Below are 23,218 nucleotides of genomic sequence, written 5' to 3' on the forward strand. Positions count from 1 at the left end.
TCAACACCTATCATCAAAGATCTGATCTCACCAATGAGATAATCGATTGCCAAACCTGGAGGTCCCAAGGCACGTCATCGCCAAGGTTGACTCCGACAGAAAGAAGGCGAGCTTTGAGTTTTGCGCGCGTTCGAAGGGCATCTAATCCATCGGGATTACAGTATGAGCATCCCCCTTGGAAAGCTGTATAATCATGCAAACCTGCCAGAAAGAGTCCATCTCGGATCAGAGCTATAGCAATAGCACTGGTTTGTAGACCAAGATCTATAGCCTCTGCGGGTACTTCAAAGCGAGAAATTCCACGGCGCTCAGAGACAAACCAATATTCTAACTTTACCTGATCAACCACCTGATCAAAAGAGGTCATCAGATACCTCTCAAGTAGTTGCCGATAGAGAACAAGCTGGACCTTCTGAGGCTTTAGGTTTTTGCCAGATAGATAGCCCAGGGAAGAGCCGGTCTTATAGTCAATCACAATATAGGATCGATCACTCAGCTTTATGACCCTGTCCATCTTCCCCACCAAATTGACCGAGAGGTCCTTCAAAAAGGGGCTCTGCATTGTTAGAGTTGTAGGTTCAATGCCAAGCTCGCGAAAGTCGTCCTCGATAACAAGGCCAACGAGAGATTTATTCATGAGGTTGACAAACTCTCTCGCCTCTCTTTGGATCGTCCTGTAGTCCAGCTTCCTCCAAAACTTATAGATCGAAGTGGCCCAGGGCCTCTCTGGTTCAAAGTGCTGCCAGGCTTCATCTACAATCTTTGACAAGTCAGAGTCATCGATCTTCAAGATACCTCCCGAAGACAAGGTCCGCCCTTGAAAGTATCTATCGCCTAATCTCTCAAAGATCTCATGGAGGATCCCTCCTCGAACAAGTGGATCGAGCCTAAGTACAGTCTCCGGTTCGGTGATCTCTCGTATCCTTAGGATACGCATCGCAAAGAAGGCAAAGGGGCATGAAAGCCAGTCCTCAACATAAGTAGTTGCCAATGGTCGAGTCACCCCAAGATCCAACTTTGAAATATCTACCAATGAGAACAAAGGCGTTGATGGCTCTGGGGCCCTAGGGTAAATTGATAGCTGATCACGGGACCTCTCGGGCAATTCACCAGGGGTAAGGTCTTGGATAATCGCAGTCATAGAATCATTGATAGGCACCCGAATCTTCTCTAAAAGGTCAAACCGAGAGCGAATAGTCTCAACCCCTGTATTTGCAAGGGGTCGATCACTTCTTCTATTTGACCCCTTGAGTATCTCGATAAATGCCGAGGGAAACTGTCCCTTTGCTTTTGCTACATCAACACGAGGATACGTTAGCGTCACCGATTGACTCATGCCTATCGATAGCGCCAAAGCTCTATTTCCGATAGCGACCCGGTCACCTTGACGTTGGAGCTTAAGGATATTGCGGGTACGCTCCTCCAAAAGAGTAGCCGGAGGTGAAATCGGAAAAAAGCGTTCAGTCATACCTAGGACGAATGTATTTGAAGCACTCAATCCGCTAAATGACGACGCCAGTTCAAGGCGCAATCCAGCCTTATCGATCTCAAAGTTGCTGGGCGTACTTGGCGTTGCGTGACCCAAGGAGATCCAAAATCCAAGTTCATTCGGCCTCTCATCTAGATCGTCGCCATCCAAGCCAACTACTTGCGCCAAACCCGCGACTATCTCTTGCACCCCTTCTCGTGGTATCTCATTTCTATCGAGGGGCGAAGCTTCAAATAAAAGAGGAAGCTTCTCATAGACAACTGCAAGAAGTTTCCAGGTAGCAAATGCCAAATCTCGCCACGATCGACCACTTAGAGCTGCGGTCCAAACGGAAAAGCTCTGATCGAGACGAATCAAAAAATCACTAAGGATCTCTTTGGTAATCTCATCCTTGGAGGCAGAATTCTCACCCCTTGTTTCAAGTCGATTCTTCCAATCGTGAGCCCAGCCAAAGACGTCACCATCTATCTTGGCCGAAATCGTCACTCCAACTAGATCCCCAAGCGCCAGATTGTCACTTTGGGCCTCTAAGTTGGCATCTAAAAGTACCGAGACAAGGTCGCTACGTCGTTTATTTCTACACAGTTCCACAAGCTTAAAGGCCATAACTAAAGCCGGCTTAGTTCCTAGGTTGGATGCATCACTAAGAAAAGATGGTACCCTTGCTGCACTAAATCTCTCCAAAAGACGATGAAGGTAGGTTGGCTCGTTAGTATATCGAACCACAATGTCGGAAATCGATATACCGCTAGCCAAAAGCTCCAAGACCTTGGTCACTACGTAGTCAACTTCGTCGGCTACATCAGCCAGGGACACCTCTTGGAAGTCGGAGGCCGAAAGAGCTATCTCCCTTGGCAATTCCTCTGAATTCAAGCCATCGCCAACCGACCCTAAAAGGTCAAATACCTCACTAAATCGGCTATCCACCTCGGCAATTCCGCTTCTGAGGTGAATGATATTTAAAGGAGTCTTTTCATAGAGTGCAATTAGCATCTTAAAGGCCGATGCCAAAAGGCCATGGGGGGCATACAAAACCACCGAGCCGAAGGCCGCTTCGATTGTAATTGGAGCACTCGATCCAATTACATCGGCAGCTACCCCAAAGATACTTGACTCAAGTATTAAGTTAGCCTTTCGTAACTTTCTAGAGATCGAGCCATAGACATCCAAACAAAACCTAGTAGATACCGAGACACCCAAGCCGCTCTCGATAAAACCGAGATCTGAGCCACCCAACTCGACAATGGCTCGCTCTAGAGCACTCAAGGTCTCAGGGTCTGGAGTAATTCTGTCATAGAGGCTTGGATTTGAGGCCTTTACCTCAAAAAATGCGCTTCGCAGCATCGATTTGGCCGTCAAGGCTGAGGCGATTCGAGGCACTCCATCCAATTGCAATTGTGCTACCGATCGCTTAGCGAAGGCCAAAATGGACAAAAACTCGACATTAAAGAGATTTCTAGTAGTCGCCAACTTGCTCGAAATTAAAGTCGGACTAAGGCCACCTGGGACAATTACAGTTACGCCACGCATGGGAGAGTTTCCCTTTATACGATCGATCTCCCATATAAGACGTTCTAGCGCCTCTCCGAGATAAATCTCTTGGGCCATATTGTTTTCACCATTCCATTATCTGCGCAATAGAACTGGCCATCAACCAACTCCACCATCACCCAAGAAGGCCAAAGCCTCAAAGCGTTGCATATTAATGCGCAATACTTTTCAAGGTGCAATATAGCAAAGGTATGCGACCATTAAAAAAACAGAGCCTTCTTCGACCATTAATAAAGCAGAGCTTTCATAGCCACGAGCCGTCACCTAGAAAGCACCCAGTCGGTCATCTATTGACCTGTAAAATCAATGTAACTTGCTTTGGCTAATCGCGCTAACTCTCGACAAAGGCCAATCTTTGGATGGTCCATCTCCAAATCCACAAAGACTGCCTCGATCTTCTCAAATGCAATCGATTCAGCAGCCGCCATTGCTAAAACCCGAGCATCGCCTTGCACAGAGGTCGGGCGATGGTCGCTCAGCACAATTAGAAGCGGATTCAAACCGCCATTGCTAGTACTTTTACACAGCTTGATACCCTCTTGGATTCCGAGGTGCAATGGTGAAGTGCCTCCCGATCTAAGCTGGCCCAGCCGACGCTCGACCAACTCGATACTTCTAGTAGCTTTGAGAATCGTGGATGCACTCTCTCTAGCAAATGCCACCAAAGCAACTTTATCTCTTCTTTGGTATGACTTCTCCAAGACTCCAGAGAGTATCTCCCTTGCCAGGGTCACCCTACGATCGAGTCCCATCGAGGAAGAGGTATCTAAGACAACGATGACCAGCCGGGCTTGATTCTCTAAGAAAAGCGTGCTTCTCAAATCGTCGCTCGAAAGATCACTTTGTTCGGAGTTACTCATCGATATACGCACGATATTTGCCACAACACTGGCGGTGTATGCGATTTTATTTGAATCATAAGTGCTCAAAGCCACGCTAGCCACCGCAACACCTCGGCTTTGTGAAGGGGCCAGCGGGTTTGGTCGTCGCGAGGGGTCTACAAAATCTGAGTTTCTGGCTCCAAATGGTCGCGACTTATCGAAGAGCAACGGCCGAGCCGAAGCTTTCGATAGATCAAAGTCGGCCACATTGTAGCTTCCGCGGCCACGATTATCACCAAAGGCCGATGGATCATTACGAGACGGGCCGCCCTCAGTTTCAGTCTCAGTCTTGGCTAGGTTCTTGGCCCTAGCCTCACCAAGTGCGTTGTATGAACTTCCAACTTCGCTCATAGGACTAGGCGTATCGTCCATGGAATCGTTCTCATCTGTCTTGGTAGGCATATCAGCGTTAAGGTCTTGGCCAGGGGCTTTACTAGAGCCTTGGCTTACTCTATCTTGGGTTTCACCTTTTATCTTGGGTTTTGGGTCTTCTCGGCTATTGCGCTCATCCATCGATTTAGCGCCTTCAGCTTGGGAATTCGATCTACCTTTTGAAGAGGATCTGTTACCATCTCCTTCTTGGCGATCATTTTCGGTGGCTAATGTGGCATCACTTCTGTGGCCAAAGACCATTGGAGCCACTCTTTTTAGATGATAAGGCTTCACTACCTCCTCATTACACCAAGCTGCATAGGCCGCAGAACTTCGGATCAATACCAAATCTCCTCTGAGCGATGGTGCACCAAAGTGCGAAATGATCTTTCCAAACTCCTCCCATGAACCCTCATCAAAGGAGGCCGCCAAGCCAAGGTCTCCCTTTTGGGCTGAGAACTTTGCTCTTTGGATTGCCTCCCGAAGCTCTAATTGACTCTCTAGATAGGCCAGGCAAAAACGCTCTGGATCTCTGTCGAAATCCAATCTTCGCCTTACAGCATCGATGCGTTCACTTGGATCAACCAAGGGCTGGGCCCTAACATAAAGACCAAAACGATCAAGCAGCTGTGGACGCAACCAACCCTCTTCACGATTCATGGAACCAATCAGCACAAACCGCGACTCTTCGACAACCGACACATTGTCGCGCTCCACTCTGTTGATACCCGTTGCCGCAGCATCCAATACCAGATCCACCAAGTGATCCCCGAGGAGATTTACCTCATCCACATATAAGATGCCACGATTTGCCTTGCCGATAAGGCCCTGAGAGATAACCACTTCCTTGTCGCCAAGGAGGCGGGCAAGGTCTATCGATCCCTTGAGTCGGTCTTCTGTAGCACCTAGGGGAAGTTCCACGAATGGAGAGTTGAGATCTATCAATTCGCTCAAGCTGCGAGCCAAGGTGCTCTTAGCGGTCCCCTTGTCCCCTTCCACCAAAACCCCACCAATTGCTGGATCGATTGCAGCGATAATAAGGGCTAGCTTTAGGTCTTCGTTACCAACTACTGCGCTAAATGGAAAGATCTTACTCATTGGCCTCTCGCCTACCTTCTTCCGCCAATATTTCACCGGCAAGGAGCTCTTTGGCCTCGCGAGATGGCTCCTCCCAAAGTCCTCGTGATATGGCTTCCATCAATCGATTGGCAATGGATACCACGGCATGAGGATTGACCTCATGGAGAAAGCCTCTCACCTTCGGATCCCCTAGATAGGCTTGGGTGACTCGCTCGTACATCCAATCTTCAACCACATTTGCAGTGGCATCATAACCATAGAGATAGTCAACTGTAGAGGCGAGTTCAAAGGCACCCTTGTAACCATGATTTTGCATAGCAGAGATCCATTTTGGGTTGATAACCCGCGATCGGACCACCCTAGCTGCCTCTTCTGCTAGGGAGCGAACCTTTGGCGAGGTCGGATTAGAGGAATCTCCAAAGTAGCCCTTGGCATCTACCCCTGTAATGGACCTAATGGCCGCAAGCATTCCCCCATGGTCTTGGAGGTAGTCGTCGGAGTCAAAGATGTCATGTTCACGATTGTCTTGATTTTTGATCGCTATATTTGCAGCACCAAGTCTCTTTACCAGGGCCTCTTGGGCTGGAATCCCAAATCCACTGCTCGAATAAGAATAGCCAGACCATGCCAGATAGACCCGAGCCAAATCTTGGTCATCACGCCAATTCCCAGCATCCAAAAGAGGAAGTATCCCCGATCCATAGCCACCAGGAGCAGGTCCAAAGACTCGGGCTATCTCGCCCGAAGAACCTAAATTTGACTCTGGGAAGGACCTAGCAACCTCCATTGCAGCTTGGTCAAACAATCTTATGGCACCCGGAAAAGCATCCCTAAAGAATCCAGAGACACGCAAGGTCACATCCACCCTAGGCCGCTTTAGTTCTTCATCTGGAATAACGCTGAAGCCAACTACCTTTTGCGTTGACGGATCCCACTTGGGCCTCACGCCCATTAGCCACAGTGCTTCAGCTATATCATCACCGCCAGTACGCATAGCCGCGGTCCCCCAAACGACGATGGCAACCGATGTTGGATAGGATCCCGTCTCAAGCAGATAGCGATCACAGACCGCTTGGCCTAGCAGTGCACCGGTCTCATAGGAAGCGATGGTTGGAAGCGAACTAGGATCGATCGAATAAAAGTTTCGCCCGGTTGGTAGAACTTGAACCGCACCGCGAGATGGTGAGCCCGAAGGACCTGGCTCAATAAATTCTCCAGCCAAGGCTCGTTCTATGGCAGTTATCTCGTCAATTGTCGCATCCAGACGAGGCAGCAACTCCATGCGAAGGGCTTCAAGACAGCTTCTAACTTGACTATTTTCCCTAAGGTCTCGATGCAACTCTGAATCGCACTCAACCTCTTGGGCCAATATATATTCACTGATAAGTTTGGATGCTACATCGGCTATCGCATCGCTTTGGTTTCGATCTTGTGGGTCCAAGTGGGCAACCTCGGCAATTGTTTCATGCAGAGACGGGTATGAGAAGGCAGGAATTCGACTCAGCGCAAAGATCAAATCGACAAGGGGTTGCCCATCATGGCAACGACCCAGCACGTGCAAACCACCTCGAATGGTTGCATCCTTTATCTCACAAAGATACCCATCCAACTCGAGCAATATCTCATCAAAGTCATCGTCTTCAAAGTCAAATGAAGCACCGTCTAGATTTAGGTCCTTATGCATCTGGACCTCTTGCATAAGCTCCCAGATGGACGCCCGAATCGATGGCAGCTTTGAGGGATCTAAAACAAGATAGCGCGCATGGTTATCGAGCAATGTCTCAAGCTCAAGGAGCTCCGAATAACTCTCGGCTCTCGTGAGAGGGGGAATCATATGGTCAATAATCACTCCATGGCTACGCCTCTTAGCTTGGGTCCCCTCTCCCGGATCGTTTACTACAAATGGGTAGATAAGCGGAATCGAACCCAAGGTGAGATCTGGAAAACAGTGTCTTGATTGACCAGTTGCCTTACCCGGAAGCCACTCAAGGGTACCGTGTTTGCCGAGATGGACGACTGCATTAACGCCTATGATCTCTTCCAACCACCGATAGAAAGCAACATAGTGGTGCGTTGGCGCCAACTTTGGAGAGTGATAGATCGCGATCGGGTTCTCTCCAAATCCGCGCGGAGGCTGTATCGTTAAAAAGATATTTCCGAACCAAATTCCAGGAAAGAAGAATTCGCCATCTTCATGATACCAATCACCAGGTGGATCACCCCAGGACTTAATCATCGTTTCTTGGACCGAAGAAGAAAATGACCCAAAGATGCCAAGATAGTCCTTGACCTTCATGCGATTGGTGACTGCGGCCCCCTGCTTGATCCCTAGGGCAAACTCCTCATATTCATAGGTATCAGAGAGCCTCTCCATCAACTCGACGCCGGAGTTAGGGATATCTTCAATGTGATATCCAATCTCTTTAAGGTGATTCATGAGAACTATCACCGACTCTGGTGTGTCGAGGCCAACCGCATTTCCCAATCTGGACTTCTTGGTTGGATATGCAGAAAGCACTATCGCCACCTTCTTCTTAGCCGGAGCGAGGTTCGCCAGTTGAACATAGCCTCTGACCAACTGCGCCATTCGAGATATTCGCTCTGGGTCACATCGATAGGCATAGATGGCGGCAGTTTGAGAAAGATCCGACTCTATCTCCTCTTTGTATGAGACAGGAACCGTTATAATCCGTCCATCAAACTCTGGGATTGCGACCTGCCAGCTCGCATCGAGTGGCCCAAGGCCGACCTCAGACTCTAGGAACTCCTTGTTCGAAGCCGATGAGATAATTGCCTGAAAGACAGGAACACCCAGATCACTTGTGGCGCTAGCATCCCAACTCATCGTCTCTTCGTCGAAACTTCCAGCGGCTAACATGGTGACGATTGCGGCTTTTGGTCGGAATTTCCGCGCAAATGCCACGACATCATCGCCTTGGGCGACATTGTCGATTCGCCTAAGTGAATAGGCATAGATCGGCACTCCATGAAGGCCCTCTTTGGCCAGCCCTTGACAGATCTCATCTATGAATTTTGTATTTCCCGAGATAGCATGTGCCCGATAGAAAAAGACTATGACATTGTTATTATCATCCTCATCAGGAAGATAACCACCTAGAACGCCAACTTGTGGAATTGCAAGCGCCTTTGTGTACCCGATAGTTGTCATCAACAAGGTATCAGACAAGTAGTAAAAGAAGTTCGCGAAGTTATCGGGGCCACCCTCAATTAGATAAGAGGCTGCGCTTACCAAAATAGGTTCAGGGACGTTGGACAAAGTCGCAAGCTCGGGATCAAAGTCGGCCTCTCCACTAAATAGACAGACGAAGATCCCGCGCTCCATCGCACCTCTAAGTTGCTCCATTATTTGATCGCTCAAACCTCTTCGTCCGCCAAGGACTCGAAGTGCAATCAGCGACGCCGAGGCGATCTCACTTGGAGTCACCTCATCAATACGTCTTGCGCTAATTCGACCAAGCTCCCCAGAAAGTTCATCGCCGACCAAGGCGATCGAGAGGATCTCGGTGTCAGCGTTCGAGATATAAAGAATCATTCCATCTTTCCAATTCTCAATTAATTACTTGATAAAGCTCATACAAAAAAAAGCCAGAGACATGTCATCAAAAGACACAGGCCCCGAGTCCATCATCGTCAAGAGTCGCTCACTAAAACCGTAACTTTCTCAAAGGCGACTTGGGGTGCTCAGATACCGATCATCGAATAGATTGCACTCATCGAGAGATTTTCTTGGATCAACGACGCGGCACTTTCAAAGTACGCCTCGCGAATCAGACCATAGGAAAAGTCATCCCTATAGTGCTTATTGACTCTCTGGGCAAAATAGTCGAGAATTCCATTACGGGCTTGGTCGTTCTCAAAGAGTCCATGAAGGGTCGTTCCGCCAATAGCGCCCTGACAATAACCTTCTTCAAGATAGTCACTCTCATCAAGCGAGCTTTGTGAAGGGCCACCTGCATCAGATATCTGAGCTTTTTGGGTCGAATCTGGCGCCTTTAGATAAAAGAGAGGATTGCCCGGAGAACGATCTACAATGCCGTGGTGAATTTGATAGCCCTCGACGTATACCTCAGTGCTTTTCGCAATCGCCAACTTTCCATTACGTCGAGCTAGGGTCTTTTCGCCTTGAAAATTGACTGTTCCGGATATGAGATCCAATCCCTTGTAACCCATATATTCCGACTCCACGCCATCGTTGATAAGGCTCATCAACATCTGATAACCACCGCATATACCAAAAAGACCACCGCCATTGGCCACAAAGCCTTCGATCGCAGCTTCGAAACCCGCCGCTCGAAGCGCCATCAAATCCGAGACGGTGCTCTTGCTCCCAGGTATGATCAATAGATCTATCCCTCTCAGGGCTCGGGGATCACTCACCAACCGTAAGTCAACAAGAGGCGACTTCGCCAGTGGCTCAAAATCATTAAAGTTAGAGAGGTAAGCCAGGTTCAAGATACCAACGACAAGGCGTGAATCTACCCTTTTGCCATTCTCATCACCGCAGGGAACTCCCCCTTGAAAATTACCGTTAATCGAACGACTCCGTGGCGAAAAAAGCTCCAAGAGACCCAATGAATCCTCGGCGTCCACGCCCATATCTGGAAGATAGGGAATTACCCCTATTGTAGGAGTAGATGTGAGGCGCAACAGTTCTGTTAGTCCCGGCTCTAAAAGGCTAGGATCCCCACGAAACTTATTGATAACAAACGCACGAATTCTGCTGCTCAGCTCAGGGGCGAGGATGGTCTTGGTACCAAAGAGGCTAGCAAAGACACCTCCTCTATCGATATCACCGACCAGAATCGAAGAAATTCCGACTCGATCTGCAAATCCTAGATTCACAAGGTCATTAGAGGCTAAATTGATCTCCGCTGGAGAACCCGCTCCTTCACATATAACTACGTCATAACTCCGTGTCAAAGCTTTGAAGGCGCCATCTACAATCCCCGTCAACTCCATTTTCCTACTCTGAAAGGCGCTCGCAGATAAGGTTTCAGACTCCCTGCCCATGACTATAACTGAAGAGGCCATTGCAGAAGTTGGTTTGAGCAAAACCGGATTCATCTCAGCTGTCGCTTCAATTCTAGCTGCGGCAGCTTGAGACGCCTGGGCACGCCCAATCTCTTTACCATCGAGCGTCACATAGGAGTTCAACGCCATATTCTGGCCCTTAAATGGCGCGACTGAAACTCCATCATTGGCCAAGGCTCTAATGATGGCCGTGACCACGAATGACTTACCGGCATTGGAGCCAGTTCCAGTAACTAACAGTCCTTTATTAGACATTCCAAGCACCATACCTTTGACAGATCTCTTCGAGTGAGCCTTCTAGGCGATCCAATCCATGCTCGTCACAAACGGCTATTCGAACTCCGTCGATATAGCCAAATGATCCACCACTGCGCAATAAAATCCCCTTTTCTAGGAGCCTATGTAATAGCCTCGGTGCGTCTTTGATGAAAAGGTAATTTGCATCAGAGCGACAAGGAACCAACCCAGCCCTTGTCAAGATCTCGACAAGGCGGCGTCGCCCTCTAGCGGTTTCAAAAGCAACTTGGCTCAGATCGATTCGCTCTAAGATCAAAGGCACCATCGCCAAGGCGAGGCCAGAAACCGACCACTGCGTCTTAGCTCTACGAATTGAATTTGCAGTCTCATGGTTAGGAGCGATCAAAAAACCAAGCCTCAAACCCGGTAGTCCAGACAATTTGGTCAGCGAACCCAATGAAAATGCACCCGTCTCAAAGTCGCGTCGCGTCCAAGTGCCAGTTGCGATAGGGTAAAAAGCTTCGTCGTAGACGATCACATCATCAACATCACCTATCAATTGGCCACTTGGATTATTTGGATTAGAGACTATCATTTGCCCGCCACTACTATCGGCAAGGTATCGGCTATAAAGTCCAAAGTCAAAACGAGAGACCTTTGCACTCTTGATGTACCCACAGACTAATGAGATCGCCTCGGCGCCGCCATTGGTCAAAACCAAGAGGTTTGGATCGACGTTGAGTGCCTTCGCTAGAAGATTAGTGCTTGAAGATTCATTGGGATATCGGCTAAGGGAGTCTAAAGATGCGATCAAATCCTCGCGAAAATCCGGGGCAGCAAAATTAATGGATGCAGAAAGATCCAAAAGTGACCCGGCCTCCATCAAAAGAGCCTCTTCGATCATCCCACCATTGCCTCCATGGGGGGAGTTGGCGAGACCTAGTGCCATCTCAGCGACCTTATCATGATCGCATTTCGATATAGGCGTGCCAACGGGTATCTTCAACACGGAGATCCATCGGCTGCCAAAGGGCCAGAGTCATAGGAGTTGTTAGAGTTCGTAGTCACCTTTATCCCAGGTGAAAGAGCAATTGCCACACCGATTGCGACCATCCAAAGTGAAGCTCGATCTACAACCTCAATCGCACGCCTTACATCCGCCGGTGTTGCGCCCCTTGATCCGCCCAATTTGGGTCGATCAGATAAGACCCCGTCATATGTGATTGGACCGCCCAAGGCTACATCGAGCATATTTGCTAGGGTCGCCTCCATTAAGCCAGCATTGGGAGAAGGGTGAGCTCTAGATTGAGAGTGACTCAGACGAACTATCTTGATCACTTGTGCAAGGGTTGCTCCTCCCCCTCCCAAAATCAGGGCCAGTGATCCAAGTCGTGCCGGGAGATACCCCAAGGCGTCGTCAGTCTTAGCCGAGACAAATCCAAAGTTAACATAACGCTTATTCAAATGCCCCACCATGGCATCTGCTGTATTTGCCACCCTGTGTAAGAGTGAAAAGCGGTTACCGCCGACGCCCTCCCAAAAGATCGTCGCCGCCACAGCATCGTTGAAATTTTCAGCTAACGTTTCAACCAGAGCACTAGCGATAGCTTCGAAAGTTAGTTCGGCGGTATCCCTCCCAACGACCATCGAGAGAGCCCGTCGCGCAGGAGCGATATCACCGGCCTCCAAATGAGTCAGAACCTCCTCCACGTGCTGAACTAGAGAACGGCGCCCAAGTGCTAAGTATGTTGCAAAGGTCTCCCTCTTCCATCCCCTTGGAACCAACCCGAACAAGGCTATCGGAGCGGCTAGAGCAGCCAAATAACGAAGGCCCCCCGCCTTGGTGTCGCTCCAAAAGATCTCTTGCGCAAAATTGGCGTATCTACCATAGTGCACCAAAGGATGAATTGGGGATGGCAATTCACCAATTGTGGAATCTAAAAGGTAACCACCCACTATTCCCATTGCCCTTGAAACACTAGAGTTTGCTCCAACCCTAATGCGTAGGCCCTTGGCCATTTTCTTCTTCTGTCTCGCATAAAAAACCATCGTAAATCCCAACTCAAACCCCTAGGCCACGACTAAACGGCGCAACCTGATTCAAACAATCAACAAATCCTCAAAAAATTAAGCGACAAACGAACAGCGAGGAGCCACTAACGACGCCAATCTACCGAATAGCGCTTAGGAAAAATCCAACCTCAAAGGCGACCCCGGCAGCCCCAAGAACATCACCGGTGACTCCACCTAGGCAAGACCGCGCACGCCAAACAACCAAAATAGCCAACAGCGAGCCAAAAACAATGCCAACAAGCGGCCTTGCTCCTTCCAAAAGAGTCATAACGGCGACAATTGCAACGACCTCTACAATCAAAACAGCCATTATCGATTTAGTTTCTGACTCCTTGGTCAGACCAAAGACCCCAATCATCGAATTAGATCGAGCTGGCTTTTGGGAGATGACCAAAAGAGCCATTATTGCCCTAGAGAGGCCATAACCGCCAATGATCAACGCGCCAAAGCCAAAAGATGAACTCAGATATGAAAATCTAAGCAAAAGTACGGTTCCGACCGTGATCGCACCAAAGGCACCGATTTGAGGCTCTGCCATCACCAAGAGGCGTTTTTCTCGTGACAACGGCGCGATCAGACCATCGCCACAATCGGCCACCCCATCCAAATGAAGCCCACCGGTTATAACTACATCTACCCCAACCAAGACGCCACCAAATGGTATGACACCCAAAAATGGGTGGACCAAAAGAGAAACGATCACAATAACCAAACCAAGCAGCATCCCTACTATCGGAAACACAGCAAGTGATCCCCGGGAGAGGCGACCTCGAGTGGGAAAGATCGATAAAAAACTAAGTGATGCAAAAAAACTTCTCATCGTCAACTATCACGACCGATGGTCAGCTCCACCATGGAAGCTCAAGAGACATCAGACGATTAGCGACAACTAAGAATGCTTGATCAGCTATGTTGGAGATCTCACCGGACAAAAGACCAACCTTGTCAACAAAGTCAAATGTTGTAGTTGATTCAGGATGAACGCCCGCACCGACGACCTCCCCAACTACGACGATTGGAACATGTCTATTTCCAAGAGCGCTACAAAGTCTCTCAATCGGAGCGCAAAAGTCCTGGTATCGCACTAACCAGGTACCTATTGAATCAATTAAAAGTGGTTTAGTGGCATTGACGATTAGATCGACGAGTTGATCTCCCGACTCCAATTCAATAGTTGACATCCAATAGGCGCGCCGAGATTGGTGCCTGGCAATACGATCATTGATGTCATTGGATTGGCCCAGTGTTGCGACATAGGTGCAGCGCTGACCGTAGCGCTCCATCCACTTCTGGGCTATATCACTCTTACCTGATCGCGTTCCTCCAAAGAATACAACCAGTTCCTTATCTACTTTCAAGATGTCCTCGCATCTCGCGACCCCATGGGCGCGAACTATTTTTTAGGTCAAATCAGGTATCCTGGCTCCGTTTCATCACCTTCGCACAACCTTCCAGATGAGATTTTCATCCGTGGCATTGCTGTGCGATGCTCCACGTTACAGTTGCGGGACAGCGCGGGCATTTCACCCAACTTCCCTGAAATTCCAATTTCATACTACCGTTTAGAAGTATGGGAATTGCAGATTCAATCGTATTACTAAACACAGGTCACGGAAAAGGAAAGTCTTCGGCGGCTTTTGGAGTCATGTCACGTGGATGGGCGCGTGGATGGCGAGTAGTTGTCGTTCAATTTATCAAGTCAGGCAAATACAAAACCGGTGAAAAAAAACTTGCTGACACACTGGGAATTGAGTGGCACACCCTAGGGGATGGCTTCACGTGGGAATCGACCGATCTTGATGAAACCGCCGCTAAAGGACGCCACGCCTTTGGCGTCGCTAGAGACCTCCTTATCAGCGGCGACTACGACCTGATAATTCTCGACGAGCTTACCTACGCCATAAAGTACGATTGGGTGCGTGAAGATGAGGTTATCTCAGCGATAACAAACCGCGCGAAAAAGACAAATGTTGTCATCACCGGACGCGATGCAACAGATGGGTTGATAGAAATAGCCGACACTGTTACCGAAATGCGCAAGATCAAACACGCATACGACCAGGGAATCAGGGCAAAGAAAGGCATTGAGTTTTGATGGTGACCCGAAATTACTGCGGCCAATTTAATTCTTCATCAAAATGACCCAGGAGACAAAAATCCCAGACAATGACTTTAGATCATTCCTTATCGCTGGTTCGGCATCAGGAGTTGGCAAGACATCTATCTCAATTGGAATAATGGCTTTACTAAAAAAAGCTGGCTATCGAGTCGGAGCTGCAAAAGTTGGACCAGATTTCATAGACCCCTCTTATCATCAAATCGCAACGGGACGCCCAAGCTACAACTTGGATTCGTTTATGACGGGGAGAGATGGCGTATCGACCTCCTTTTATCGCGCATGCGAAGACAACGACGTCGTTGTCGTAGAGGGTGTAATGGGACTCTTCGACGGCTCTGACAAGCTAGGAATCGACGAAAAAACAATCAAAGGAGATCCCCCCAGGTTAGGATCACACCACTCAACCTACGAGATATCTAAAATCTTGAACTTACCGATAGTCTTAGTCCTAGACGGCAGGGGTCAGTCTCAATCCATTGGGGCCCAAGCATCTGGATTTATCGAGCATGCAAGAAAGGCCAGTGGCGACTCCAATATAATTGGGGTGATAGTCAATAAGACCAAGAGTTCCCGCCATCAACAGCTGATGGATGGTGCCTTTAGCAACCTGGGAATCAGATGCTTTGGGCATATTCCCTATGGTTCGCTCCCGAATCTAGAATCGCGCCACCTAGGTCTTATACCAGCCCTCGAGCGCTTAGAAATGGTTGCGACCCAAATCGACCAAATAGCCGATCGCCTCAGCCAATCCATCAACATCGAAGAGATCTTAGAGAAATCAACGTCAGTGGCTCGACCGAGCCAACTTCGGCTCAAGGATAAAGCACTTGGTGCTCATTTAGCGGCGCCAAGGAATTTGGCCCCAAGGTCAAAACCCTTACCGATTGCCATGACCATAGGAGCGGCATTTTCCTTTATGTACCAAGAAAATATCGACCTGATCAATGAAGCTGGCGGCCAAATCGTTCCATTTGATCCCTCAAGAGAGGCCTTCCCTAAAGATGCAGTTGGACTCATAGCCTCTGGAGGATTTCCTCAACTTTACCCAAGAGAGATCACAAACAGCGCTGGCCTATCTTTGGAACTTCAAAGACGACATCTCGATGGAATGCCGATATGGGCTGAATGCGGTGGTTTGATGTGGCTCACCCAAGCAATCGACGAGATCCCGTCAATCGGACTCCTAGATTGCAAATGCGCGATGACAAAAAAACTAACCCTAGGCTACAAAAAAGCGACGGCCACCGTCGAGAACCTACTCTTTGAGGCTGGATCAACGATCTACGGCCATGAATTTCACTACTCTAGGATCGATGTCGAGACTCAATCGCTCATTTCAGACGACTCGCCGATCTCCTGTTTCGCATCCCCAACCTTGTACGCTAGCTATCTTCATCTCCACCTTGGAAGATACCCAGTTGCTGCGAGCCGCTTCATTGAGGCTGCAAGAAGCTTCCAGAACAAAAGCACCATCTAAAAGCAATAGCTGCTAAAAGCTTTTGGCGCCGAGACCATTGGTTTCCCGAATCCATATTTATCCCGAATCCAAATGATCCTTATCTAACTAAAAATACTCACCGAAGTTCTTTAGTGGCAAAAAGCTTCGGCTTTATTGCTTTGTTTCTCCTAGAGTCGGTATTTCTCCTAGCATTGGGCGCATCTCTGAGATGGAAAAAACTATCCTAATATTTGCAAAAAGATCAATTGATTTAGACCCCAAGTAAGGCCTTTAGTTGATACCCTTGCGCTCTAGAGTTAGATCAAGATCGAAACTAAAAAAGATTTTGAAGATCTTGCTCCTACCCAAAGTCGGACCTTACCGCAGGGGAAATTACGGTGGCAAAATAACTTAAATAGTCTTCGGACACCAAGGAGGCTTCTACGATTCTCTCAATCTGAGTTCCCAATTGTTCGCCAACTAGCGCTTGGCTCAAACGATCGGTTTTGGCGAGTGCCTCTCTGACCTTGCCAAAACGACGCCCACACTTGTAAATTACCACAGTTGCCTGCCTGTCAGCCAAGAGGTCGCAAAGGCGATCGAGATCTTCGTCTTGGACTACCGCTACGACATATAGCCGCTCGCTATTATCCAAAAGGTCCATATTGACGCGGCAAGCCAAGTAAGTAAAGGCTGGTATCCCAGGAACCATCGAGATCTCAACGCCATTATCCAATTGCGAGACCGCCCTAGCCAACGGATAAAACGTGGAATATAGTGATGGATCCCCTAGGGTCACAAAGGCTACATCTTCATCTGGAGCACATCTCTCAAATAGCTCTCGTGCAGCCGCCTTTGCACTACTTTCACGCAAAGTTTGGCCAGAAGTTCCCCGAGTCATTTGAAAGACGATCCGTTCAATCTCACGATTTGGCAAGATCGCTCTCACAACCTCTTCTGCGCGACCAGAACTATCCATCGATACCGTGGGCGCTAAAACAATCGAGGCGGACTCAAGGATCTCCTTGGCCAAGATAGTCATCATCTTCGGATCACCAGGGCCTACCCCAACACCATACAACCGCCGCAGTTTACTTCTCCTCGTTAAATCGCCAACAAGGGACCATATCTTACAGGGATTTTAGATTCAACTAACCCGTCGCTCCCAGGAAGTGATTCTAACGGAAAACAGCTAAGAAAATTTTCACTTACCGCTTAAAAAACGCCCCTTGTGTCGATATGTATGATTGCGAATACAAACAACACTATAAGTGGTATTTTGTGATAATATTAAAAAATACAGTTCGATAAAAGAAATATAAATAGGATTGAAGAGATGCACTTTTAATTGCGATATAGTTAGCGTCTTGTGCGCTCAAATAGTGATTCAGCAGACTAGTGACGAGAGATAAGAAATGATGTGCCCCGACGGACCAAGATGCGATTACAAGCCACTTGGGCATAAAACCTTCAGAACGACTAAGTAGACCTTCGACATGCCAAAACAGAGCGAGCCGGGCAAGTTTGCTAGCGCAATTGAAAAAACACAACTAAACCATTGGCTAAAAGACGCACCTACTTCACTTCCCCTCACCACAGGTTCAAGGGGCAAATGGATCAGTGCATTGGTGATTGCTGGAAGCTTCATGGGTATCGTCATAACCTACGCGCTCGGGTCTCCAGCTTTCTTTCTAATTGACTACATCCTAAATGGTGCATTTATGATCGTCGGATTTGCAGTATACGCAATGGCTGAAAGAATCGGCCGGGTTGGCATCAACCTAGTGGTTATCGCGTCCACCTCGGTAATAACCCTAGAGATAGCAACAGGATACGGAAAAGATCCATCAATCCTGGCAGTTGTCTTTTATGTATGGGTTGCACTCTATGTCTTTTCATTTCTTTCCACCGCTGAATCACTTGGTCATGTTGGATATATCATTGTCGCCTACACCATTGCAATTGTTTATGGCGACAAACCAAGCGCGCCGCTAGCGGACTGGCTTTTAACTGTGTCAACCGTGATCGTAGCGTCAATAAGCTCTGGGTATTTGAATTACACGATTCGCCAAATTGCAATTACGGATTCAATGACATCCCTATCAAATCGCAAGGGATGGGATCTAGCTGCGCCCCGTGAACTCAATAGAGTTCGAAGAAATGGCGCCTTTGTGGTTTTGGCGATGATCGATATGGATGGCTTCAAAGAGATCAACGATACTCATGGCCACCCAATGGGAGACGAAATCCTAATAGGTGCAGCCAAGGCAATCAGAGCGAGCGTTCGTCCATTTGATGTAGTCGCTCGATGGGGTGGCGATGAGTTCATCTTTTTAAGTTTGGTCGCAACGCGAGACGACGCCAATGCATTTATTGATCGAGTTGTCACTAACATACAAAGCGTTAGCCCGATCTCCTGTGGCGCTGTTGTAGCTTCACCAGATCGTGAGATACAGGAGATGATTGACGCTGCAGACGCTGCGCTCTATCGCTCGAAAAGAAATCTAGAAACGTCCTACCAATTGCTAGACATTTGATTGATAAATTTCTTACAAGAGCAATCAAAAGCCAAAAACACCGTTGAGCCTTCGTGATAATCGAAAAAAGTAGCATCATTTTAAATTGCGACCATAAACCTCTTCGATTTTTGCCATATCCCAGATTGGAACCACAAACTTGGAACTACCCGTGGAAGGTAATATTCAACTCTAACACCATATGACATGAGCAATGGCCCATCTTTTCCACAGCTAGAGTGCAATGCCACCCCGTTGCAAACAGGACAATGCAACCAGGGCAAAATATTGGTGAGTTTTGACAAGAATTGATAGGCCATAATTTGACCTCATCTGGCCTACGCTCGTAAAATACTATCGATCGAGCCTTCATCTCTAGCAAATTGTTACTGGCCATTGAGAACTGCAAGTTGGTGGACACGAAGAATGCATACAAGTGGCCATCACTTTTGCACATTTTACCACAGCTCGCGTTTACCTGAGGCCGCTTTTTTTACTATTACAGTAGCTATTTCATTCGGTCCTTCTATGGGCATTTCTTGTCGAGGAGGTGAAATAATGTAACCTTTGGTCGCAAAGGTCTATTAACTACTCCAACTTGCATCCAAGAGCAGTTAATTGTCGATTAGATGAAAGTGCTCCATCGAGGCGCAGTGTGATTTTTAGATAGGGTTGAGATTTCGTTGAGGGCGACTTGGAAAAGATCTCTTTATTATTCTTTTTTATGGGTAGTAGCTACAGGTTGAAAGAGCCTCGTGGGCGAAGATCGTTGGATTGTGCGTAAACGCGAAGCGTTTTCCACATTTCAACTTTCGTTTGCGTAGCAATCGTTCACAACTCAATAACCCCCATTACGTTCCTGGATAGGTGGAGGTTCTAGGTTCTAGATTCTAGAGAACTAGCGAGTAGTGACGGCACCGCAAGTTACCCAACCCAACCAAGAGGCCCCATCGTGAACCCCAATGGCCCGTTACGCGACGATAGAGCGACGATAGGTTTGCTTGCAATCGAACAAATTGGCCCCATCAGCTCTTGGGCATGAAGTTGACATGGCGAATCAGTTGACATGGCGAATCAATGAGATCGTGGAACATTCGCGACAAGGGTTGGATCCCGTGGGCTTTGTCTATATGGTGACGATTCGCTATCCTTGTTGGTTCTCTTTGGTCAAGAGCTAAGACATATCGTCATTAGTTCTCTAAAGTGTGGGGTCTAAAGCGTGAGATCCATGTGTGGTCATTTGATTCATGAGGAACGGAGATTTCTCCGAGTCTGGTGACAGTAGGGCACCAGCAGCTATCAATCGAGAAACCGAATGGATGTATCAATCGTCCTGATAGTCGCCGATATAGATAGAGCACTACACGGATAGAGTCCTATATAGATAGAGCCCAACCAAGGACTATGTTAGGCCTTGGTTGGGCTCTTATTTGATTATTACTGGGTTTCTAAGAGTGTTATCTCTATATCTCTCCCATGAGTTCGCCTACTGCGAGAGGCTCGTCGCAGTGAGGGCACAGCCCGCCAATGCCAACGCGAGTCATGAAGACTCCACAATCGCTACAGCGTTGTATGCCGAGTTCGTGCACTCCACAAGAAGGACACTCATAGATACTGATATTTCGACGAGGTTTACTTATTCCAACTATGGCATTGCTCACCAATCCTTGATGGCGTCTTCGATAGGCTCTATGTTTACAAGTTGCCGAACAATAGATGCGTCGACCGATTGAGACAAATTGACCTCCACAGATAGGACAGGACTTCTTTAGAGAGGGATCATCTAACGCCTCTCTATCGTTGTGATAGGAGGGATCATCTAACGCTGGTCTCTGGCTCATAGTGGCACCACACCTTTACCCGAAAGAGCTTGGCTAAGGCGAATAGAGTCTCCTTTGGTTTCTATGAGATGGCCATGATGAGCCAGACGATCAACAAGTGCTGCAGCGAGAGATCTAGGCGTGATGATCTCGTCGAAGGACGCTATAGGGTAATTCGAGGTCACAATCATTGAAGTCTTCTCATAACAAGCATCGACCGCCCGATAGAGAGACTCTGATTCCATAGAGTTCATAGGAAGTATTCCTAGGTCGTCAATGACAATCAAATCCATTCTCATCAATTTGAGCATCATCTTCGCCAAGGTGTCAGTGGCCTTAGCTATATCCATATAACGACACAGAGTTTCAGGGGTGTACCAAGCTACCCTGAAACCTGCTTCGATTCCAGCACTTGCAAGTGCCTCCGCCAGAAAGCTCTTACCCGTTCCAGGAGGACCAAGAACCAGTAAGTTCTCTTTAGTCTTACCCACTCCAAGTTGGACAATCCCATAATGGTTCTATTTGGAATCGATGATATGGATGAGTCAAACCCCTCTAGGGTTCGATTGGAGGGGAGATTCGCTGCTATGCGGCGAATCTCTAACGTAGAAGCATTTCTGCCTTTTAGCTCGATTTCCAATAGCAGCCGGATCATCTCCATGGGATCCCATCGCTGTGCTCGGGCCGAAAGAGCTAAATCATAGTAGCTCCGCCTAATATGAGGAAGCCTAAGACGCTTGGTCATAGCTTCGATCTCGTCTTGGATTATATTATCGGCCATTATGACACCGCCGCAAGTTTGGACCAGGCGTCAGTAGATGCACCATAGGGACCCTGTGGTGAGCTAGATGCACCATTAGAACTCTGTGGTTTGGAACTCTGTGGTGAAGTGGCCTTAGTTCCACTACGAGCTGACCTTTTGTGAATTACCAAGAGATCAGCTATTACCGAGTGATTGAAGGCTCCAAGACGAAGTGACTCCTCAATTATTGAAGAGGAGACTTCATTATTGGCGTAGCCCACTAGATCTGCTATCGAGGTTTCAATACCGCTGGCTCCACTATTACAAGCCCTAATGAGCCATTGGCTAGCATCAGGTGTAATTGAAAGAAACTTAGCCTGAGTTTCATTGGTCGGAATCGGCATCCTCACAAGTGGGCCATTGGGATGATCTGGTTCCTTATGAGAATCGTCAATGACATAGCTGAAAGCTTCTCCTCTTGCATGGCGAGCTATTTCGTTAACATATCCACCAGCTTCTTCCTGGGCTACGATGACCACTTCTTCCCCAACGCTGCGAACATAGACTACTCCGCGACGATATTTCGCTGGTACCGAGTAACCACAGTGGTTGAACCTAACGATGGGCATCTTTGGCTCTACCTTGCGCATCACTCCATAAGCACCGAGATAAGGCACTTTAGGAAGGCTATGAAATGTCATAGCCTCAGATTGAAGTACCACTGATGGGATCTTGCCTGAGGTTGAGTGGACAACGGAGTTGATAGAAGTGGTATAGGCGGCACATGCAGCTTCAAGTTCAGCGATGTTCCTGTAGTTTTGAACGAGGTTGGTGTCTTTTGGGCAGATATCTTCTTTTGCCACCCTAACTGCAGCTTCTACTCCACCTTTTGATGCTGGATCATAGACAACGCAAGTTTGGATACTAAAGCCATACGCACTAGCGAAGGAGACCATCTTGGGGTTAATGACAGCCACCCCTGCGATATGCTTCACCGCAGCAGTCTTAGCGTTGTCGGTGAGTACATAAGCCGGAATACCCCCTATGTACCTAAAGCAGTAATCTAAGGCCATAATCACATTGGGCAGTGACTGATCCGGGATCCATTTAACGATCCTCACCTTAGAGAAAGGGAGATAGAAGTGAAAGAGTGTGGTCTTTTTCCCATCGATCACAGGACCATGAAGAAAAGTCATACTGTGCCCATTTCCCCATCTCGGCAATCCAAGGCCAAAAGATTCTTTGCGTAGATTTCCTCCAGGCGACCTTGGCTGTAGCTACAGCTCTTCTAGTGCTTCGAATTGAACCGTTATAACCTAGCGCCACCAGCCTGACATGGATCGCCTTAGCCCGGACCTTAGCCTTAGACTTGTCAACGGCTTCCTCAATTACGCCAGCGAACTTATCGGTGGCCTTAGGACGCCTCTCATATTGACCCTGTCGTATCAGTTGTCCGGCATTTCTTGCTTGAACATACTTCTTTAGGGGTATTAGGAGAACAGCCAACGAACTGCGCTGCTCCGTTATACGATCCAAAAAGATCGTAAGCCTCAATAATTTCCATGGATTCTTTGCTATCCTTCACTTTGGGCCCTTTCTCGGCATTAGGAACTGGATAAATCCATAATGCCCCAAGATAAGGGCCCTCATTCTTCTTTTTTCTCAAAAAGTGATAGCCAGACCGCCTTTGCGTGCCCACTCTCGGGTCCAGGGGACCCGAGAGTGGGCCGTCACGCTAGGCGGTCATCCTGTATGCAATTTTCGTGGCTATATTCATTCATGCCAAATGGCCATATTCATGCATTTTCAAATGGCCGTTGACACAAATCAATGCATCTAAAAGACCAA

General features: G+C 48.1%; 15 protein-coding genes, 1 pseudogene and 1 riboswitch. Of the genes and pseudogenes, 3 read left to right on the top strand and 13 right to left on the bottom strand.

The window, feature by feature from the left end; translation table 11 throughout:
• Window positions 1-13 precede the first annotated feature (13 nt).
• The 8 genes from ACIDITHRIX25_RS77050 to ACIDITHRIX25_RS77085 form a co-directional block, all read right to left on the bottom strand.
• Window positions 14-3,097 (bottom strand): PD-(D/E)XK nuclease family protein, encoded by a 3,084-nt coding sequence (locus ACIDITHRIX25_RS77050; RefSeq protein ID WP_201733083.1) that lies wholly within the window; start codon window positions 3,095-3,097, stop codon window positions 14-16.
• Between the two features lie 230 nt (window positions 3,098-3,327).
• Window positions 3,328-5,391 carry an AAA family ATPase gene (locus tag ACIDITHRIX25_RS77055; protein ID WP_201733084.1) on the bottom strand — a complete coding sequence of 688 codons (2,064 nt, stop codon included), beginning with the start codon at window positions 5,389-5,391 and terminating at the stop codon, window positions 3,328-3,330.
• Window positions 5,384-8,926, bottom strand: coding sequence for a cobaltochelatase subunit CobN (gene cobN / locus ACIDITHRIX25_RS77060; protein ID WP_201733085.1), 3,543 nt, complete (start codon window positions 8,924-8,926; stop codon window positions 5,384-5,386). Before cobN ends, ACIDITHRIX25_RS77055 begins: the two co-directional genes overlap by 8 nt.
• A 149-nt stretch (window positions 8,927-9,075) precedes the next feature.
• Window positions 9,076-10,680: a cobyric acid synthase gene (locus ACIDITHRIX25_RS77065; RefSeq protein WP_052604753.1), complete on the bottom strand. Its 1,605-nt coding sequence runs from the start codon at window positions 10,678-10,680 to the stop codon at window positions 9,076-9,078.
• Window positions 10,673-11,668 carry an aminotransferase class I/II-fold pyridoxal phosphate-dependent enzyme gene (locus ACIDITHRIX25_RS77070; RefSeq protein ID WP_052604754.1) on the bottom strand — a complete coding sequence of 332 codons (996 nt, stop codon included), beginning with the start codon at window positions 11,666-11,668 and terminating at the stop codon, window positions 10,673-10,675. Before ACIDITHRIX25_RS77070 ends, ACIDITHRIX25_RS77065 begins: the two co-directional genes overlap by 8 nt.
• The gene (locus tag ACIDITHRIX25_RS77075; RefSeq protein ID WP_201733086.1) at window positions 11,665-12,711 is read right to left on the bottom strand and encodes a CobD/CbiB family cobalamin biosynthesis protein; all 1,047 of its coding nucleotides are present in this window, start codon (window positions 12,709-12,711) and stop codon (window positions 11,665-11,667) included. Before ACIDITHRIX25_RS77075 ends, ACIDITHRIX25_RS77070 begins: the two co-directional genes overlap by 4 nt.
• Window positions 12,712-12,832: 121 nt before the next feature.
• Window positions 12,833-13,555, bottom strand: coding sequence for an adenosylcobinamide-GDP ribazoletransferase (locus tag ACIDITHRIX25_RS77080; RefSeq protein ID WP_052604756.1), 723 nt, complete (start codon window positions 13,553-13,555; stop codon window positions 12,833-12,835).
• Between the two features lie 22 nt (window positions 13,556-13,577).
• Window positions 13,578-14,093 carry a bifunctional adenosylcobinamide kinase/adenosylcobinamide-phosphate guanylyltransferase gene (locus ACIDITHRIX25_RS77085; RefSeq protein WP_201733087.1) on the bottom strand — a complete coding sequence of 172 codons (516 nt, stop codon included), beginning with the start codon at window positions 14,091-14,093 and terminating at the stop codon, window positions 13,578-13,580.
• A 34-nt stretch (window positions 14,094-14,127) separates the two neighbouring features.
• Window positions 14,128-14,302: riboswitch (cobalamin riboswitch) on the bottom strand.
• A gap of 78 nt (window positions 14,303-14,380) precedes the next feature.
• Between ACIDITHRIX25_RS77085 and ACIDITHRIX25_RS77090 the strand changes: the two genes are divergently transcribed.
• Both ACIDITHRIX25_RS77090 and ACIDITHRIX25_RS77095 read left to right on the top strand, forming a co-directional pair.
• Window positions 14,381-14,830, top strand: a complete 450-nt coding sequence (locus ACIDITHRIX25_RS77090; RefSeq protein WP_249685729.1) for a cob(I)yrinic acid a,c-diamide adenosyltransferase — start codon at window positions 14,381-14,383, stop codon at window positions 14,828-14,830.
• A 43-nt stretch (window positions 14,831-14,873) separates the two neighbouring features.
• Window positions 14,874-16,331, top strand: a complete 1,458-nt coding sequence (locus ACIDITHRIX25_RS77095; protein ID WP_201733088.1) for a cobyrinic acid a,c-diamide synthase CobB — start codon at window positions 14,874-14,876, stop codon at window positions 16,329-16,331.
• Window positions 16,332-16,653: 322 nt separating this feature from the next.
• Here the strand turns inward: ACIDITHRIX25_RS77095 and cobI are convergent, their stop codons facing one another.
• Window positions 16,654-17,373 (bottom strand): precorrin-2 C(20)-methyltransferase, encoded by a 720-nt coding sequence (gene cobI / locus ACIDITHRIX25_RS77100; protein WP_283770424.1) that lies wholly within the window; start codon window positions 17,371-17,373, stop codon window positions 16,654-16,656.
• Between the two features lie 415 nt (window positions 17,374-17,788).
• On the opposite strand from cobI, the gene ACIDITHRIX25_RS77105 reads away from it, so the two are divergent.
• Complete coding sequence (locus ACIDITHRIX25_RS77105) at window positions 17,789-18,829, top strand: GGDEF domain-containing protein (RefSeq protein ID WP_201733090.1); 1,041 nt, start codon at window positions 17,789-17,791, stop codon at window positions 18,827-18,829.
• Window positions 18,830-20,271: 1,442 nt separating this feature from the next.
• On the opposite strand, the gene ACIDITHRIX25_RS77110 is transcribed toward ACIDITHRIX25_RS77105, so the two are convergent.
• The 4 genes and pseudogenes from ACIDITHRIX25_RS77110 to ACIDITHRIX25_RS77130 form a co-directional block, all read right to left on the bottom strand.
• On the bottom strand, window positions 20,272-20,649 hold the full coding sequence (locus ACIDITHRIX25_RS77110) for a hypothetical protein (protein WP_201731841.1): 378 nt from the start codon (window positions 20,647-20,649) through the stop codon (window positions 20,272-20,274).
• Window positions 20,646-21,409 (bottom strand): annotated as a pseudogene (gene istB, locus ACIDITHRIX25_RS000000104405) (IS21-like element helper ATPase IstB). The gene ACIDITHRIX25_RS77110 and the pseudogene istB overlap by 4 nt, the downstream one beginning before the upstream one ends.
• Entirely contained in the window at window positions 21,409-22,566 is a 1,158-nt protein-coding gene (locus ACIDITHRIX25_RS77125; RefSeq protein ID WP_201733091.1) for a DDE-type integrase/transposase/recombinase, read from the bottom strand. Before ACIDITHRIX25_RS77125 ends, istB begins: the two are co-directional and overlap by 1 nt.
• Window positions 22,493-22,906, bottom strand: coding sequence for a hypothetical protein (locus ACIDITHRIX25_RS77130; RefSeq protein ID WP_201732502.1), 414 nt, complete (start codon window positions 22,904-22,906; stop codon window positions 22,493-22,495). Before ACIDITHRIX25_RS77130 ends, ACIDITHRIX25_RS77125 begins: the two co-directional genes overlap by 74 nt.
• Window positions 22,907-23,218: the final 312 nt, after the last annotated feature.

The sequence above is a fragment of the Acidithrix sp. C25 genome, from assembly GCF_904848545.2.